The sequence below is a fragment of the Pseudomonas sp. TE24901 genome (genome assembly GCF_054058375.1).
In genome coordinates this window covers 123,897-139,871 of the sequence record NZ_JBSSAF010000006.1, presented here as the reverse complement: position 1 = coordinate 139,871, position 15,975 = coordinate 123,897, and the positions used below count along the sequence as shown (strand labels likewise).

The following is a 15,975-nucleotide window of genomic DNA, read 5'->3' as shown; positions in this document are numbered from 1 at the left end:
AACTACAAACAAGGTATCGCTATGGAAGTCGCCGCATCGGCGGGCGCGTTGTCGCCTGCAAAAAGCAAACTGTGGATTGTTGTGTTCGCCTTCTGCTTCCTCGGCCTGTTGATCGATGGTGCAGACCTGATGCTGCTGTCCTACAGCCTCAGCAGCCTGAAAGCCGAGTTCGGCCTGACCAGCGTCGAAGCCGGCAGCCTGGGCAGCTTCACCCTGGCCGGCATGGCCATCGGCGGCATCTACGGCGGCTGGGCCTGCGACCGTTTCGGCCGGGTGAAAACCGTGGTGTGGAGCATCCTGCTGTTTTCCGTCGGTACGGCGGTGCTGGGCATGACCCACAGCTATTGGCAGTTCGCGAGCACACGGTTCTTCGCCTCCCTGGGCCTGGGCGCCCTCTACGTGGCGTGCAATACCCTGATGGCCGAATACGTGCCCACTCGCTACCGCACCACGGTGCTCGGTACGCTGCAAGCCGGTTGGTCGGTGGGCTACATCGTCGCCACCCTGCTCGCCGGCTGGATCCTGCCGGAGCACGGCTGGCGCTGGCTCTTCTACGTGGCGATCATCCCGGTGATCCTGGCGGTGCTCATGCAACGCCTCGTGCCGGAACCCCAGGCCTGGATCACTGCCCAGGCTGAACGCGCCCAGCAGAAAGCCAACGGCATACGCCAAGCCACGCAGAAAAAGCCCGACGGCATGTTCAAGCTGATCTTCAGCGACCCGAAAGCCAGCCGCATGTTCCTGTTGTGGGCGCTGACCGCAGGCTTCCTGCAGTTCGGCTACTACGGCGTGAACAACTGGATGCCGTCCTACCTGGAAAGCGAATTGGGGATGAACTTCAAGTCGATGACCAGCTACATGGTCGGCACCTACGCGGCGATGATCTTCGGCAAGATCCTCGCCGGCCTCGCGGCCGACCGCCTGGGCCGGCGCACCGTGTTCGCGTTCGGTGCCTTGGGCACAGCGATCTTCCTGCCGGTGATCGTGCTGTACCAGAGCCCTGAGAACATCCTGTGGATGCTGGTGGTGTTCGGCTTCCTGTACGGGATTCCCTATGGTGTGAACGCCACCTACATGACTGAAAGCTTCGAGGCGAAATTTCGCGGTTCGGCGGTGGGCGGGGCCTACAACATCGGGCGTATTGGCGCGGCCGTAGCGCCAGCAGCCATCGGTTTCCTGGCGTCCCATGGCTCCATCGGCATGGGCTTCCTGGTGATGGGGGGCGCGTACTTTATTTGTGGTGTGATCCCCGCGATGTTTATTCGCGATAAGCAGTTCGACCCACAGAAACAGTAAGGCCGCCCGCTTAGTTGCCAAATAACTGGCGTCATCATTCAGCGACTGTTTTCGAATCTGAAAACAGTCGCTTGATTTATAAAGGGTTTTATTTTTATACAACGATTTGGCATGAATCTCGCTCTAACCTTTTTCAAGCAGGTTAAGCGATGACAAGACGTGCGGCAGTACCCAGGGGTTATAACCCTTGGCAAAGCGGTTTAAACTGTTTCCAATGTTTTACGGAACTGAAGGAACAGTAAGACGCTTGGCACTCGCCACTCTCATCGAGCCTGTAAGACAGTAAGTGCTTAGAGGCCGATCGCTTATGAAAACACCGACCCAGACCCACGCAATTGACTTCGACAGTGCCAAATTGCAACGCCTGGGCTTTGGTCAGCCTTCCCTCCTCCCCATTCGCCGCCCCGCGTCGATCGCTCAATTGCGCCAGCAATTGGGCCTGCACTTGCAGACCAGCCTGGAACCGGAGCGCATCCTCGGCCTGTTTTTCCGTGAGGTTCAACGCTTGGTGCCGTTGGATGCCATGCACTATCGCCACGAAGCCAGCGACCTGCGCCTGGAGTTTGGTCATCGCGGCCATCACTCGGTGAGCTATACCTTGAGCCATGAAGGCGAGCATCTGGGTGAGCTGATTTTCCGTCGCAACCAACGCTTGGTCGAAGAAGAACTCGGGCAGCTAGAATCGTTGTTGGCCACCCTGCTGTACCCGATGCGCAACGCCCTGCTCTACCGCGCCGCCACCCGCAGCGCCCTGCGTGACCCCTTGACCGAAACCGGTAACCGCATCGCCATGGACCAGACCCTGCAACGGGAAATCGACATGGCACGCCGACACCTGAGCCCGCTGTCCTTGCTGATGCTGGACATCGACCACTTCAAGAAAATCAACGACACCCACGGCCATGCTGCCGGCGATAACGTGCTACGCGCCGTGGCCGGAGCAATCAAAAGCCAGTTGCGGAATGTGGACATGGTGTTTCGCTTTGGCGGGGAAGAGTTTCTGATCCTGCTGTCGAACACCGGCCGGGAGGCGGCGGCGATGGTCGGTGAGCGCCTGCGCCAGGCGGCACAGGCCCAAGATTATTGGGCGGACGGTACGCGAATCGAATTGACGGTGAGCCTGGGTTGCTCGACATTGTTGGCGGCGGAAACGGCCGACAGCTTGCTGCGCCGCGCCGACAATGCGCTGTACGTGGCCAAGCGCGAAGGCCGCAACCGCTTGGCAATGGCGGGGTAAGTCCCCCGCCATCACGCTTACATCACGCTTCGCTGGCCACGCGCGCCTGACGCTCGCGAACGGCTACGGGCGCCTTTTCCTTTTCTTTTTCCAGACGCATGCAGCTCTCCAGGAAGAGGTACATGTAGTCGTAGCTCTTGCACACCGCCTGGCGCAACTCAACCTGCAGGGCCTTGCTCGGGTTCATTCCGGCCAGGGTGCAGATGATTTCCAGGGCTTCCCACGGGTGAGCATCGTCGTACTGGGCGTGCATCTTCAGCCACTTCATCGCGCGCTTGCGGTCTTCCTCAGGGAAGGCTGCCGCGTACACACCGGTGGAGCACACCACGGCGGACCACTCCCCAGTAGCCCCCTCGATGGCGTAGTTGGTCGCGGCAATCGCCACGATCAACGCGTCGGCCGAGCTGGTGTGCCAGCACCAATGGCTCAGTGCGTGCAACTCAGGCGGAACATTCTGCGCTTGCAGTTCTTCGAGGCTGACACCGTGAGCCCGCGCCCAATGCACCCAATAGTCGGCATGGTTCAGTTCCACGCGAATATTGCGCATCAGCCACCGACGCGCCATATCCTCCCCAGGATGGCGGGCAAACTTGGTCTTGGTGAGGTTCTGTGCCATGTACAAGGCAAACTGTTCCACCACGGGCCAACCACCGATCAGGTAGTGACGCAGGGTCTTGGCGCTGAGCGTGTTGTCGCGCATGCGCTGGTACAGTTCGTGCTCGACAACTCGGCGCTTGCTCTCGCTACAGTCCTGGATCAATTGCTGCGCCCAGGCGGGGTAACTCGAGGCTTCCATAAGCGGGCCGGTTCTGTTGAATGTGTCGATCACTATAGGGCTCCTTTTTAAGTGTGATTGTACAGACCAGCAAAGTTTTCAGCGGAATGTGCCGGGCGCCTTGAACAGCAGAGGCTGCGGCCGCACAGGTCGACACTGCAAGCTATCAAAGGTAAACAATTGCGGTCGTTCAATCAGGTAACCCTGAGCGTAATCCACACCTATCTCAAGTAAAGCCTGTTCGATTTGCGGTGTTTCAACAAACTCGGCAATTGTGCGCTTACCCATGACATGGCCAATGTGATTGATCACTTCGACCATCGCGCGGTTAATCGGGTCGTCCAGCATATCCTTTACGAAACTTCCATCGATCTTCAGGAAGTCTACAGGTAAATGTTTGAGATAGGCGAATGAGGACATACCGGCACAAAAGTCATCGAGGGAGAAATGACAACCTAACGCCTTGAGTTCATTGATAAAACGGATCGCGCTACCTAAATTCGCTATAGCGCTGGTTTCTGTTATTTCAAAACAGATCATCGTCGGTGGAATGTTATAAGCGGCAAACTTCTCATGCAGAAAACCAAGAAAGTCATCATCACCAATAGTAATGCCTGACAGATTAATCGCACACATCGCCATAGGCCGGCCTGGGCGCTCACGCATACAGTTGGCGATGATCTTGAAGACGTTCTCTACCACCCAGCGGTCCAGCGACGTCATCAAGCCGTAACGCTCTGCGGCCGGGATGAAACTGTCCGGCAGGATGATCCGGCCGGCCTCATCGTGCAGGCGCAGCAGGATCTCGACATGGCCGTCCCCGCCGTCGGTGTGGCCCAGGGGCGAGATTTCCTGCGCATACAGGCAAAAACGGTTTTCCTCCAACGCCATGTGCAAACGCTGCACCCAGGCCATTTCACCAAAACGCAGCGACAGTTCCGAGTCATCGGCGTGATAGACCTGCACGCGGTTGCGGCCTTTTTCCTTGGCCATGTAGCAGGCCATGTCAGCGGCGCGCAGTGACGTCTCCAGGGTGGTGGGCGCTTGCGAGATATGCACCAGCCCGATACTGACCGTGGTCATGAACGGCCGGCCCTTCCATACAAAATGCAGGCTCTGCACGGTATGGCGCAGGCTCTCGGCGATCTTTTCCGCCACCGGCGCCGGGCAGTTCTCCAGCAGGATGCCAAACTCGTCGCCCCCCAGCCGTGCCAGGGTATCGCCCTCGCGCAGGTCCGATTGCAGCAGCGCGCAGATATGCCGCAACAGCTCATCACCGGCCGCATGGCCGCAGGTGTCGTTGACCAGCTTGAACTGGTCCAGGTCCAGGAACATCAACGCATGCCGACCGCCCGGCTGACGCCCCACCTGCTGCAACACCTGCTCCAGGCGGAACTCGAACTCGCGGCGGTTGGCCAGGCCGGTCAGCGCATCGTGGGTCGCTTGCCAGGACAGGTTGGCGATGTACTGCCGCTCCTGGGTCATGTCATGCAGCACCAGCACCGCGCCGCTGACTTTGCCCGCACTGCGGATCGGCGCCCCCACCAGGGTCACCGAGACCGTGCTGCCGTCCAGGCGCTGGATCAGTTTGGAATGCTCGCTGCCGCCACTGAGCTGGCCCTTGATGATGTGCTCGATCAAGGTGAAGCCGTCAGGCTCGGCGTTCTCATCCAGCAGGTTGAACAGCGCCGCCAGCGGCAAGCCTTGGGCCTGGGCTGACTTCCAGTGAGTGAGCGCCTCGGCGGCCGGGTTCATGTAGGCGATGGCGCCGTCGACGTCGGTGGTGATCACCCCGTCGCCAATCGATTCGAGGGTGATCTGCGCCCGCTCCTTTTCCACCTGCAGGGCGTCGGCAAACGCGTGGCGCTGGGTCAGCAGTTTGTGGGTGCGCAACAGCGCCAGGGCGATCAGACCGAGGGCGGTGGCCAGGTTGGTGATCAACAGCAACCTCAGGATGACCCGCGAGCCTTCGCCCAACGCATCACTGAAGGCCTTGGCAGCCGGGGTGACGCCGTCGTTGATGCCGATGATGCGCGCCTTCCACTCTCGCACATCGCCGCTGCTGACTTGATTGGCCCTGATCGCCCGGTGCATGGTCTGCGCCAGGTCATCCAATTGCACCAGGTAGCCGTCACCCACGGTCCACAGCTCGATGGCTTTTTCCAGGTAGCTGAAGTGACGGAAATTGAGGTACAGCCAGATCAGGCTGGACACGTCATCCGGGTGGTTACCGCCCTTGAGAATGCCCAGGCGTGCGGCGGTCAGGTCCGGCGTGGAATGATCCAGGGCAATGCGCAGCTCATGCCCGCCCTGGGGCACGGCGATGGCCTGCTGGTATTTGAGGAACGTGGCTTCGTCGCGGTTGTCGGCGTACAGCGTCAGGTAGTAGATGGCGTCTTTCTGGCCCTTGGACCACAAGCTTTCGCCCGCCACATAACCGCGCACGGCCGAGAGCACGTAGAGGCTGACGCAGCCCAATAATGCCTGGAACAGCACCACCGCGATAAAGGGCCAGACGATGCCCAATAGTCGAGGCGTGCTTAACGTCGTTCCGAGAGTCCGCTTTTGCTTCATGAGGTCCCTTGCACAAGCACTACCAAAAAACGGCGAGTGGTTAACGCTCCTGACAGCACGGCCTTGGCTGAATTCGCTCGAACCGACCAAACGGATCGCGCCGATTTACGTGCCCACGCCGTCGTCCGGAGAGGGAAGGCCACTATTTCCTGGGGAGACTCTCGTACTTATTACATAAAAACCCGTGCACACCCGACATCAACGAACTTGCTGCAAGTGCCCGTACAACTTGGCGTAGAGACCACCGTCGGCAATCAGCTGCTGATGGTCGCCATCCTCGGCAATATGCCCTCCATCGAACACCAACACCCGGTCAGCCTGTTTCACCGCTGAAAGCCGGTGGGCGATGATCAGTGTAGTACGGCCACTGAGAAACCGCGCCAGCGCCTGGTGCAGGTTGTACTCGGTAGCCGCATCCAGGGCCGAAGTGGCCTCGTCCAGGATCACCACCTTGGGCTCGGCCAGGACCATCCGCGCGATGGCCAGGCGTTGGCGCTGGCCCCCGGAAAAACGCACCCCCGAGCGCCCCACCACACTGTCCAGGCCCAAGGGCAATGCCTTGACGGTAGCATCCAGCTGGGCGATTTCCAGTGCCTGCCAACAGGCCTGGTCCGAGCGTTCGCGGCCCATGGTCAGGTTGGCGCGCACTGTATCGTTGAACAGCGCCGGGTGTTGCAGCACCACGGCGACGTTCTCGCGAATGGTCTCCAGACCGATTGCCTGCTGGGTCGCGCCACCGAAACGAATGCTGCCCGCCTGCGGGGTGTAGAGCCCCAGCAGCAGTTGCACCAAGGTGCTCTTGCCGCCACCGCTGGCACCGACGATCGCCACCTTCTCGCCGGGCGCAATGGCCAGGTTCAGCTGGTCAAGCACCAGGTCTTCGCCGTAGCCGAAGTTGAGGCCACGCACCTCGATACCGACGGTTTCGCGCCCGATGAACGGGTCCTCACCGCCGGGATATTGGGGCTCGTCGGCACGCGCCAGCAGCTCGTTGATCCGCGTCAGCGCCCCACCTGCCGCGTAGTACGCGTATTGCAGGTTCAACAGTTGTTCCACCGGGCCGATCATGAACCACAGGTAGCTGAACACCGCGAGCATCTGGCCGATGGACAGGTCGGAAAACAACACGGTGAGCATCGCCGCCGCGCGGAAGATGTCGATACCAAACTGAAACAGCAGCCCGCTGGCGCGGCTCGATGCGTCGCTCTTCCATTGGGAGTTGATCGCATAATCACGCACCTCCTGGGCACGCTGGCCAAGGCGGCCGAGGAAGAAGCCCTGGCGGTTGCCGGCGCGCACTTCCTGGATCGCGTCCAGGGTTTCGGTCAGGGCCTGGGTGAAGCGCGAGGTGCTGTCGTTCTCCAGTTTTTTCAGGTGTTTGACGCGTTTGCCCAACTGCACCGTGGCGTAGATCACCAACGGGTTGAACAGCAGGATCAGCAACGCCAGCTGCCAGTGCATCCATACCAGGATCGCCGAAGTGCCCACCAGCGTGAGCATCGCCACCAGGAAGCGGCTGAGGGTTTCGCCGACAAACTTGTCCAGCGTGTCCAGGTCGGTAACCAGGTGCGTGGTGACCGTGCCACTGCCCAGGCTTTCGTACTCACCCAGGGAAATGCGCTTGAGCCGTTCGATCAGGCGCACGCGGATGCGGTAGACGATGTCCTTGGCCAACCGTGCGAACAACCGCGCCTGCACCACGTTGAACACCAGCGCGCCGCAACGCAGCAGCAGGGTCACCAGCAGCATCAGGCCGATATAGCCCGCCGCTTTTTGCCAGCCCAGGGGCAGCGCGTGATTCATGACTTTTAAGGCTGCATCACCATGGCCCAGCAGCACTTCGTCTACCAGCAACGGCAATAGCAGCGGAATGGGCACGCTGCACAGGGTCGCCAGGACGGCGACGCCATTGGCAATCCACAGGGATTTCTTGTGACGCAGGGCCAGGCGGCGGATTTCCGCCCAGGTCAGACGATCAGTGCGTTTGGGCCGCTCAGTGAGGTCGGGCTGGTCATGCACAGGTTGCTCGCTCCAACCATCGGCCCAACAGCGGCGACAGCTCGGACAACGGCTGGTAGCCGTTGGTCAGCAAGGCCAGTTGACCATTGCGCTCGGCCAGCAGCGTCGGGAAACCGGCGATACCCAGGTCCTGCACCCAGGTGAAATCGGCCGCCGTGGCGGCGTGTTGCTCGGCACGGTCGAAGGCACCAGCAAATTCGATACGCGGGATACCGGCCTGCTCCGCCAGTTCCACCAGCACGCTGGCGAGGGTCACGTCACGGCCCTCGACGTAAAACGCACGCTGGATCAGCCCCAGCAGCTTCCAGGCACAATCCGGCGCCAGGCTGCGCGCGGTGACGATCGCGCGGCACGCAGGCTCGGTGTCGTACACAAAACCGTCGGGCAGCGCGCCTTCACGGTTGAACGGCTGGCCAGTGGCCTCGGTGACCGCCTGCCAGTGTTCGAGGATGTAGCGCCGGGTGGCCGGCTCCAGGGCCGCGCCACTGCCGGTGCGCAAGCCGCCCACCACCAGGTGCAGCTCGACGCCAGCGGCCTGGGCCTGCTCCACCAACGCCTCGGCCACCGGGGCAAAGCCCCAGCACCAGGAACACATCGGGTCCATCACATAGAGCAGGCGTGCGGGCATGGGTCAGGCCTCGAAAGGAGTTTGCTTATAGTTGAAGCCAATCGGGTGCGGCATATTGCGGGCCTTGGCCAGCTCGATCTGCTTTTGCCGGTCGATCGCGCTGCGACGGGTCTTCTCCGGCAGCTTATCCCAGCAATGTGGACAGCTGATGCCCGCCACATAGTGCTCGGACGCACGGTCTTCCACGCTCACCGGTGTGCGGCAGGCATGACATTGATCGTAGTCGCCTTCGCTCAAGTCGTGGCGCACGGTCACACGGTTGTCGAACACAAAGCAGTCGCCCTGCCATTTGGTTTCCTCCTGCGGCACCTCTTCGAGGTACTTCAGGATGCCGCCTTTGAGGTGGTAGACCTCATCGAAGCCTTCGCTGAGCATGTAGCTCGACGCCTTCTCACAACGGATGCCACCGGTGCAGAACATCGCGACCTTCTTGTGCTTGGCCGGGTCGAAGTTGGCTTTGATGTAGTCGGGAAATTCGCGAAAACTGGTGGTTTTCGGGTCGATCGCGCCTTCAAAGGTGCCGATGGACACTTCGTAGTCGTTACGGGTATCGATCAGCAGCACTTCCGGGTCGCTGATCAGCGCGTTCCAGTCCTGCGGGTCGACGTAGGTGCCGACCTTTTTATTCGGATCCACGCCTTCAACGCCCAGGGTCACGATCTCTTTCTTGAGCTTGACCTTGGTGCGGTAGAACGGCTGCTCGTCGCAGTAGGATTCCTTGTGGTCGATGTCGACCATGCGCGGGTCGGTCTTGAGCCAGGCGATCAGGCCATCGATGCCTTCGCGGCTGCCGGAAACCGTGCCGTTGATGCCTTCTTCGGCGATCAGCAAGGTGCCTTTGATGCCGTTGTCGACCATCGCCTGCAGCAGGGGCTCGCGCAGGGCGACGTAATCTTCGAGGGTGACGAACTTATACAGTGCCGCCACGACAATCGGTTGAGTCATGGGTGTTCTCTCCAGGTGGCTACCCTCGTAAGGGGTGAACCGGATGCAAAAAAAACGCGCCGGCTAAGCGGCGCGTTGCGGATTCTAACAAATGCCCGGTGCCAGAGACACCCGTGCGTCAGTCATGCCCGCCGGCGCAGGTCGGCGAGGCCGGGGCTGCGTCGATTTTCGCCCATTCTTCAGGCGTGTAGGTATGCAGCGCCAGCGCATGAAACTCGCTCATCAGGTCACCCAGGGTGGCGTAGACCTTCTGGTGGCGCTTGACGCGGTTGAGCCCCTCGAACTGCGAGCTGACCAGCACGGCCTTGAAGTGGGTCTGCAACCCACGGCTGTGCATGTGGCTTTCGTCCAGCACGCTCAAATGGTCGGTGCCCAGGGCGGCAAGCGCCGTTTCGATACGCTGTTGCATGGTCATTCCTGCTTACTTCTTCTTGGCCGGAGCGGCGGCTTTAGGCGTCAGCTCGTTGGTCATGTCTTCCAGCAGCTTGTTCACCACCGGCACGGCGCTTTCCAGCTTGGCCTGGGTCATCTGGGCCGATTGCTGGGTCAGCTGCGGCATTTTTTCCAGGACTTTCTTGCCCAGTGGCGACTGGTAGAACGCCACCAGGTCCTTGAGCTCGGACTCGCTGAAGTTGCTGGTGTAGAGCTTGACCATGTCCGGCTTCAGCTTGGGCCAGCCAATGGCCTGGTCCAGGGCGGCGTTGGCCTTGGCCTGGTAGCTGTCCAGTACGGACTGCTTGGCGGCAGGCGCCTTGGTCTGTTCGAAACGCTGGGCGAACATTTGCTGCACTTGCATGTACACCGGGGTACCCAGCTTGTCGGCATGGGCCAGGGTAAGGAAGGCTTCGGCACTGGCGTTGTGGCTGGCGGTATCGGCAAAAACCTGGCCGCTGGCGCAAACCAGAGCAACCGCGGTACAGATGGCACGAAGACGAGTCATCGAGTTTCCTTTTCTAGCAGGCGAGGTAAGACCCCAAGGGCGCCCATTCTGCGCCTAAAAAACCTTATGGCTCAACCCCGAGCCTGGTAGAGCCTGGATTGCCCGATGAAAAGTCTTTTAGGGAACCCGCCCGGTCGATCACGGCCTAAACTGCGCAAACAGACCTGAAGGAGTGTGCCCGATGAGCCGTATCGAAACCGACAGCCTGGGAGACGTCCATGTCCCGGATGACGCTTACTGGGGCGCCCAGACCCAACGTTCGCTGGTGAATTTTGCCATCGGCGAACAGCGCATGCCCCTGGCGGTACTGCACGCCCTGGCCCTGATCAAGAAGGCCGCCGCACGGGTCAACGACCGCAACGGCGACCTGCCCGCCGACATCGCCCGCCTGATCGAACAGGCCGCCGATGAAGTGCTCGCAGGCCAGCATGACGACCAGTTCCCGCTGGTGGTCTGGCAGACCGGCAGCGGCACCCAGAGCAACATGAACGCCAACGAAGTGATCGCCGGCCGCGCCAACGAGCTGTCGGGCAAGACCCGTGGCGGCAAGAGCCCGGTGCACCCCAATGACCATGTGAACCGCTCACAGAGTTCCAACGACTGCTTCCCCACGGCCATGAGTATCGCCGCCGTGCAGGCCGTGCATCAGCGCCTGCTGCCGGCCATCGCCACGCTTTCCGGTGGCCTGGCCGAGCTGGCTGCGCGCCATATGACCCTGGTAAAAACCGGCCGCACCCACATGATGGACGCCACGCCCATCACCTTCGGCCAGGAACTCTCAGCCTTTATTGCCCAACTCGATTACGCCGAACGCGCGATTCGCAGCGCCCTGCCCGCCGTGTGCGAGCTGGCCCAGGGCGGCACCGCCGTGGGCACCGGGCTCAATGCACCCCACGGGTTTGGCGAGGCCATTGCGTCCGAATTGGCTGCGTTGTCGGGCTTGCCGTTCGTCACCGCGCCGAACAAGTTCGCCGCCCTCTCCGGCCACGAACCCCTGGTGACCCTGCACGGCGCGCTGAAAACCCTGGCGGTGGCCCTGATGAAAATCGCCAATGACCTGCGCCTGCTGGGCTCCGGTCCACGTGCGGGGCTGGCCGAAGTGAAGTTGCCGGCCAACGAACCGGGCAGCTCGATCATGCCGGGCAAGGTCAACCCTACCCAGTGCGAAGCGCTGTCGATGCTGGCCTGCCAAGTGCTGGGCAACGACGTGACCATCGGTATGGCCGCCAGCCAGGGGCATTTGCAGTTGAACGTGTACAAGCCGGTGATCATCCACAACCTGCTGGAATCGATCCGCTTGCTGGCGGACGGCTGCAATAACTTCCAGGAGCATTGCGTGGCCGGGCTTGAGCCCGACGCTGCGCAGATGGCCGAACACCTGGAGCGTGGGCTGATGCTGGTGACTGCACTCAACCCGCATATCGGCTATGACAAGTCGGCAGAGATTGCCAAGAAGGCCTACGCCGAGGGGCTGACGCTGCGCGAAGCCGCGCTGGAGCTGGGCTACCTCACGGATGAAGAGTTCGACCAGTGGGTACGCCCGGAAAACATGCTGGGCAACTAAGACGCCAAGCGCATGCGCCGGGCCTTGAGCCCGGCAATCAGCGACGGCGCCAGCGCCACGGTCGCTGACCCCAGCATCACCACCAGCGCCCCGGCATAGCCCAGGGCGTTGATCTCTTCGGCCTGCACAAAGTCCGGCCACAGCCAGGCGGCCAGCGCCACGGCGACAAATGTCACCAACGGCGTGAGGGCCAGGGTGGCGCTCACCCGCGAGGCTTCCCAATGGGCCAAAGCCTCGGCGAACGCGCCATACGCCACCAGGGTATTCATGCAGCACGCCAGCAACAGCCAGCCTTGCAGCGGGCTCAGGTCCAGGGCTTCCAGAGGATGGGCCCAGGGCGTGAGCAGCACGGCGCAAGACAGGTAGATCACCATCATCACCTGCAGCGAATTCCACACCGTCAGCAATTGCTTCTGGCCCAGGGCGTAGAACACCCAGATGGTGGTGGCGAGCAGGATGGTCAACACGCCGGCGGTGTAGGTGCCCAACGAGGTCAGCATTTCCTCCAGGCGCTGGTTGAAGAACAGGCCGAACCCCACGACCAGCACCACCAGCCCGGCCACTTGCCCCAGGCTGAAACGCTCCTTGAACACAAAGACACTGGCGATCATCAGGAAGATCGGCCCCATCTGCACCACCAACTGCGCCGTGCCAGGGCTGAGCATTTTCAGGCCCACCAGGTACAGCACGTAGTTGCCCACCAGGCCGCACACCGCCATGCCCACCAGCCAACCGCCTCTGGGCCCGAGCACCTTGCGGCTGGGCAGGCGTTTGGTGAGCGCCAGGTAGATGAACAGGCAACTGCCGGCGACGATCAGGCGAAACCAGGTCACGGTGATCGGGTCCATCACCTGCAACACCTGTTTGAGTTTCACCGGGAGGATGCCCCAGAGCAGCGCGGTCAACAGGGTCAAGCAAAAGCCGTAGACCCAGCGGCCGGAAGAGATGTGCATGAATGCCCCAGATACCAGAGGAAGTGGAAGGGGCATTCTAGGGGGACTAAGGGGGGCGCTGGCGAGCGTTTTTTTCAGCATTACGCAAATCAAATGTGGGAGCTGGCTTGCCTGCGATCGCGGTTGTTCAGCCAACGTATTCTTGTCTGACACTCCGCTATCGCAGGCAAGCCAGCTCCCACAATTTGATCCGGTTTCGTCAGGAACGGATCAACGTACCGCTTCGAACAAGCCGGTCGCGCCCATGCCGCCGCCGACGCACATGGTGACGATGCCGTAGCGCAGGTTACGTCGCTGCAACTCACGCACCAGGTGCCCCACCTGCCGCGAGCCGGTCATGCCGAACGGGTGTCCGATGGAGATCGAGCCGCCATTGACGTTGTACTTGGCGTTGTCGATCTCCAGGCGGTTACGCGCATACAGGCACTGCGACGCAAACGCTTCGTTGAGTTCCCACAGATCGATGTCCGCCACCTGCAAGCCCTTGGCCTTGAGCAGCTTGGGCACCGAGAACACCGGGCCGATGCCCATCTCGTCCGGCTCGCAGCCGGCCACGGTAAAACCTCGGAAAAACGCCTTGGGCTTGAGCCCCAGGGCCAGGGCTTTCTCCAGGCTCATCACCAAGGTCATGGACGCACCGTCGGAGAGCTGCGAAGAGTTGCCCGCCGTCACCGAGCCGTCTTCGGCAAACACCGGTTTCAGGCTTTGCAGATTGGCCAGGGTGGTGTCAGGGCGGTTGCAGTCATCGCGATCAACCACGCCGTCGAGCACCTGCACGGCGCCGGTGTTCTTGTCCTCGACCTTGTACTTGACGGCCATGGGCACGATTTCATCGTTGAACAAGCCGTCGGCCTGGGCCTGGGCCGTGCGCTGCTGGCTTTGCAGCGCGTACAGGTCCTGCTCTTCGCGGCTGACGTTGTAACGACGAGCGACGATCTCGGCGGTCTGGCCCATGGGGAAATAGATGCCCGGCACCTGCTCCTTGAGCAGCGGGTTGATCAGGTGATCGGTGTTGACGCTTTTCATGGTCAGGCTGATGGACTCCACACCGCCTGCAACGATGATATCGCTGCACCCCGACGCAATCTGGTTGGCCGCGATGGCAATCGCCTGCAGCCCCGAAGAGCAGAAACGGTTGAGGGTCATCCCTGCCGTACCGGTGCCCAATTGCGAGAGCACCGCCACGTTGCGCCCGATGTTGTAGCCCTGGGCGCCTTCGTTGGAGCCGGCGCCGACGATGCAGTCCTCCACCGTCGCCGGGTCGATGCCGTTGCGGGTGAGCAACGCGTTGACGCAATGGGCCGCCATGTCATCCGGGCGCGTCTGGTTGAACTTGCCGCGAAAGGACTTGGCCAGGCCGGTTCGCACGCTGTCGACGATCACTACTTCACGCATGGGCTACCTCGATCTTGTGGTTGTCAGGAGATGGATCGAGGATAGATCCCGCTCCCGCCAACCGCGACGATCATTCACCCCGGATATGCAAACCCATGATGACGGGCCACGGGTTATTTCTTTTTCTTTTTGTCGTGCTTGTCGGATTTGGCGAAGGCCTCCTCCAGCGCCAGGTTGATGGTGCGCAATACCTTGACCCGCGCCCAGCGCTTGTCATTGGCTTCCACCAGGGTCCAGGGCGCCACTTCGGTGCTGGTGCGGTCGACCATGTCGCCGACTGCCGCGCGGTAGTCGTCCCATTTGTCGCGGTTGCGCCAGTCGTCCTCGGTGATCTTGAAACGCTTGAACGGGATCTCTTCGCGGGCCTGGAAACGTTCCAGCTGGGTGTCCTTGTCGATGGCCAGCCAGAACTTGACCACGATCACCCCCGCATCGCGCAGTTGCTCCTCGAAATCGTTGATCTCGCCATAGGCGCGCATCCAGTCTGCCGGGGTGCAGAAACCCTCGATGCGCTCCACCAGCACGCGGCCGTACCAGGAGCGGTCGAACACGGTGAACATGCCCCGCGCCGGGATCTTTTGCCAGAACCGCCACAGGTAAGGCTGGGCGCGTTCATCTTCACTGGGCGCGGCAATCGGCACGATGTGGTACTGGCGCGGGTCCAGCGCTGCGGCCACACGGCGAATCGCCCCGCCCTTGCCCGCCGCATCGTTACCCTCGAACACCGTGACCAGGGCGTGCTTGCGCATGCGCTTGTCGCGCATCAGGCCAGAGAAGCGCGCCTGCTCGGTGATCAGCTGTTCTTCGTAGTCGTCCTTCTCCAGGCGCAGGGTCATGTCCAGGCTGTCGAGCAGGCTCTTTTTGTCCACCGACGCAATCAGCGGCGCCGGGTTCATGCCGCTAGCCTTGCCCTTGGGCAGCTTGAGGGCATTCTGCAGACCTTCCAGCAGCAGCTTGCCCACGGTGAGCCCACGGTAATGGGCGTCCACCCCTTCGATGACATGCCAGGGCGCGTAGTCGCGGCTGGTGCGGCGCAGGATGCGCTCACCGAAGTGCACGAACTTGTCGTAGGTCTCCGATTGCTGCCAGTCCAGCGGGCTGATGCGCCAGCTGTGCAGTGGGTCGTCGGCCAGGGCCTTGAGCCGCGCCTTCATCTGTTTCTTGGACAGGTGGAACCAGAACTTGAAGATCAGCGCGCCTTCGTCGCAGAGCATCTTTTCGAGGCGTTCGGCACCGGCGATGGCCTGGTCCAGGCGCGCGTCCTTGATCTGCCCGTGCACCCGGCCTTGCAGCATCTGGCTGTACCAGTTGCCGAAAAAGATGCCCATGCGCCCCTTGGCCGGCAGCTGCCGCCAGTAGCGCCACGCCGGTGGGCGAGCCAGTTCTTCGTCGGTCTGCTGGTCGAAGGTGCGCACCTCGATCAGGCGCGGGTCCATCCATTCATTGAGCAGCTTGACGGTCTCGCCCTTGCCAGCGCCTTCGATACCGTTGATCAGGATGATCACCGGGAAGCGCTTCTGCTGTTGCAGCTCGTACTGCACTTCCAGCAAGGCTTCGCGCAGCGCCGGCACTTCGGCGTCGTAGGTGTCTTTGTCGATGGCGTGACCGATTTCGGCGGATTCGAACATGGGCAGCTCCGTGTCAAGATG

The 15,975-nt window shown here is 61.6% G+C and carries 13 protein-coding genes; 3 read left to right on the top strand and 10 right to left on the bottom strand.

Annotated features, from left to right (window positions below; all coding sequences use genetic code 11):
* Positions 1–21 precede the first annotated feature (21 nt).
* Entirely contained in the window at positions 22–1,296 is a 1,275-nt protein-coding gene (locus ACVWVP_RS13685) for an MFS transporter (RefSeq protein WP_457406469.1), read from the top strand.
* A gap of 307 nt (positions 1,297–1,603) precedes the next feature.
* Positions 1,604–2,533 (top strand): GGDEF domain-containing protein, encoded by a 930-nt coding sequence (locus tag ACVWVP_RS13680; protein ID WP_457406466.1) that lies wholly within the window; start codon positions 1,604–1,606, stop codon positions 2,531–2,533.
* Positions 2,534–2,555: 22 nt separating this feature from the next.
* Here the strand turns inward: ACVWVP_RS13680 and ACVWVP_RS13675 are convergent, their stop codons facing one another.
* The 7 genes from ACVWVP_RS13675 to ACVWVP_RS13645 form a co-directional block, all read right to left on the bottom strand.
* A complete protein-coding gene (locus ACVWVP_RS13675) occupies positions 2,556–3,329 on the bottom strand; it encodes a TenA family transcriptional regulator (protein WP_218647053.1) in 774 nt (257 codons plus the stop codon).
* Positions 3,330–3,407: 78 nt separating this feature from the next.
* Complete coding sequence (locus ACVWVP_RS13670) at positions 3,408–5,882, bottom strand: EAL domain-containing protein (RefSeq protein ID WP_178921409.1); 2,475 nt, start codon at positions 5,880–5,882, stop codon at positions 3,408–3,410.
* 198 nt (positions 5,883–6,080) lie between these two features.
* Entirely contained in the window at positions 6,081–7,901 is a 1,821-nt protein-coding gene (locus ACVWVP_RS13665) for an ABC transporter ATP-binding protein (protein ID WP_178921407.1), read from the bottom strand.
* Positions 7,894–8,496, bottom strand: a complete 603-nt coding sequence (locus ACVWVP_RS13660) for a DsbA family protein (protein ID WP_457406921.1) — start codon at positions 8,494–8,496, stop codon at positions 7,894–7,896. Before ACVWVP_RS13660 ends, ACVWVP_RS13665 begins: the two co-directional genes overlap by 8 nt.
* A gap of 36 nt (positions 8,497–8,532) precedes the next feature.
* On the bottom strand, positions 8,533–9,474 hold the full coding sequence (trhO, locus tag ACVWVP_RS13655; RefSeq protein WP_457406463.1) for an oxygen-dependent tRNA uridine(34) hydroxylase TrhO: 942 nt from the start codon (positions 9,472–9,474) through the stop codon (positions 8,533–8,535).
* 118 nt (positions 9,475–9,592) lie between these two features.
* On the bottom strand, positions 9,593–9,889 hold the full coding sequence (locus ACVWVP_RS13650) for a BolA family protein (RefSeq protein WP_178921403.1): 297 nt from the start codon (positions 9,887–9,889) through the stop codon (positions 9,593–9,595).
* Positions 9,890–9,895: 6 nt separating this feature from the next.
* Entirely contained in the window at positions 9,896–10,414 is a 519-nt protein-coding gene (locus ACVWVP_RS13645; protein WP_010567461.1) for a DUF2059 domain-containing protein, read from the bottom strand.
* Between the two features lie 181 nt (positions 10,415–10,595).
* Between ACVWVP_RS13645 and ACVWVP_RS13640 the strand changes: the two genes are divergently transcribed.
* Positions 10,596–11,978, top strand: a complete 1,383-nt coding sequence (locus tag ACVWVP_RS13640) for a class II fumarate hydratase (protein ID WP_457406461.1) — start codon at positions 10,596–10,598, stop codon at positions 11,976–11,978.
* Here the strand turns inward: ACVWVP_RS13640 and ACVWVP_RS13635 are convergent.
* The 3 genes from ACVWVP_RS13635 to pap form a co-directional block, all read right to left on the bottom strand.
* A complete protein-coding gene (locus tag ACVWVP_RS13635; RefSeq protein ID WP_178921397.1) occupies positions 11,975–12,931 on the bottom strand; it encodes a DMT family transporter in 957 nt (318 codons plus the stop codon). The two genes, ACVWVP_RS13640 and ACVWVP_RS13635, sit on opposite strands and share 4 nt — an antisense overlap.
* Before the next feature lie 210 nt (positions 12,932–13,141).
* The gene (locus ACVWVP_RS13630) at positions 13,142–14,326 is read right to left on the bottom strand and encodes a thiolase family protein (RefSeq protein ID WP_178921395.1); all 1,185 of its coding nucleotides are present in this window, start codon (positions 14,324–14,326) and stop codon (positions 13,142–13,144) included.
* A 113-nt stretch (positions 14,327–14,439) separates the two neighbouring features.
* Entirely contained in the window at positions 14,440–15,954 is a 1,515-nt protein-coding gene (pap, locus tag ACVWVP_RS13625) for a polyphosphate:AMP phosphotransferase (RefSeq protein ID WP_176998096.1), read from the bottom strand.
* Between the last annotated feature and the right edge of the window lie 21 nt (positions 15,955–15,975).

What these genes read in the sequence shown, in the direction of transcription:
- ACVWVP_RS13685 (WP_457406469.1), top strand. Translation starts at nt 22, where the DNA reads ATGGAAGTCGCCGCATCGGCGGGCGCGTTGTCGCCTGCAAAAAGCAAA.
- ACVWVP_RS13680 (WP_457406466.1), top strand. Translation starts at nt 1,604, where the DNA reads ATGAAAACACCGACCCAGACCCACGCAATTGACTTCGACAGTGCCAAA.
- ACVWVP_RS13675 (WP_218647053.1), bottom strand. Translation starts at nt 3,329, where the DNA reads ATGGAAGCCTCGAGTTACCCCGCCTGGGCGCAGCAATTGATCCAGGAC.
- ACVWVP_RS13670 (WP_178921409.1), bottom strand. Translation starts at nt 5,882, where the DNA reads ATGAAGCAAAAGCGGACTCTCGGAACGACGTTAAGCACGCCTCGACTA.
- ACVWVP_RS13660 (WP_457406921.1), bottom strand. Translation starts at nt 8,496, where the DNA reads ATGTGTTCCTGGTGCTGGGGCTTTGCCCCGGTGGCCGAGGCGTTGGTG.
- trhO (WP_457406463.1), bottom strand. Translation starts at nt 9,474, where the DNA reads ATGACTCAACCGATTGTCGTGGCGGCACTGTATAAGTTCGTCACCCTC.
- ACVWVP_RS13650 (WP_178921403.1), bottom strand. Translation starts at nt 9,889, where the DNA reads ATGACCATGCAACAGCGTATCGAAACGGCGCTTGCCGCCCTGGGCACC.
- ACVWVP_RS13645 (WP_010567461.1), bottom strand. Translation starts at nt 10,414, where the DNA reads ATGACTCGTCTTCGTGCCATCTGTACCGCGGTTGCTCTGGTTTGCGCC.
- ACVWVP_RS13640 (WP_457406461.1), top strand. Translation starts at nt 10,596, where the DNA reads ATGAGCCGTATCGAAACCGACAGCCTGGGAGACGTCCATGTCCCGGAT.
- ACVWVP_RS13635 (WP_178921397.1), bottom strand. Translation starts at nt 12,931, where the DNA reads ATGCACATCTCTTCCGGCCGCTGGGTCTACGGCTTTTGCTTGACCCTG.
- ACVWVP_RS13630 (WP_178921395.1), bottom strand. Translation starts at nt 14,326, where the DNA reads ATGCGTGAAGTAGTGATCGTCGACAGCGTGCGAACCGGCCTGGCCAAG.
- pap (WP_176998096.1), bottom strand. Translation starts at nt 15,954, where the DNA reads ATGTTCGAATCCGCCGAAATCGGTCACGCCATCGACAAAGACACCTAC.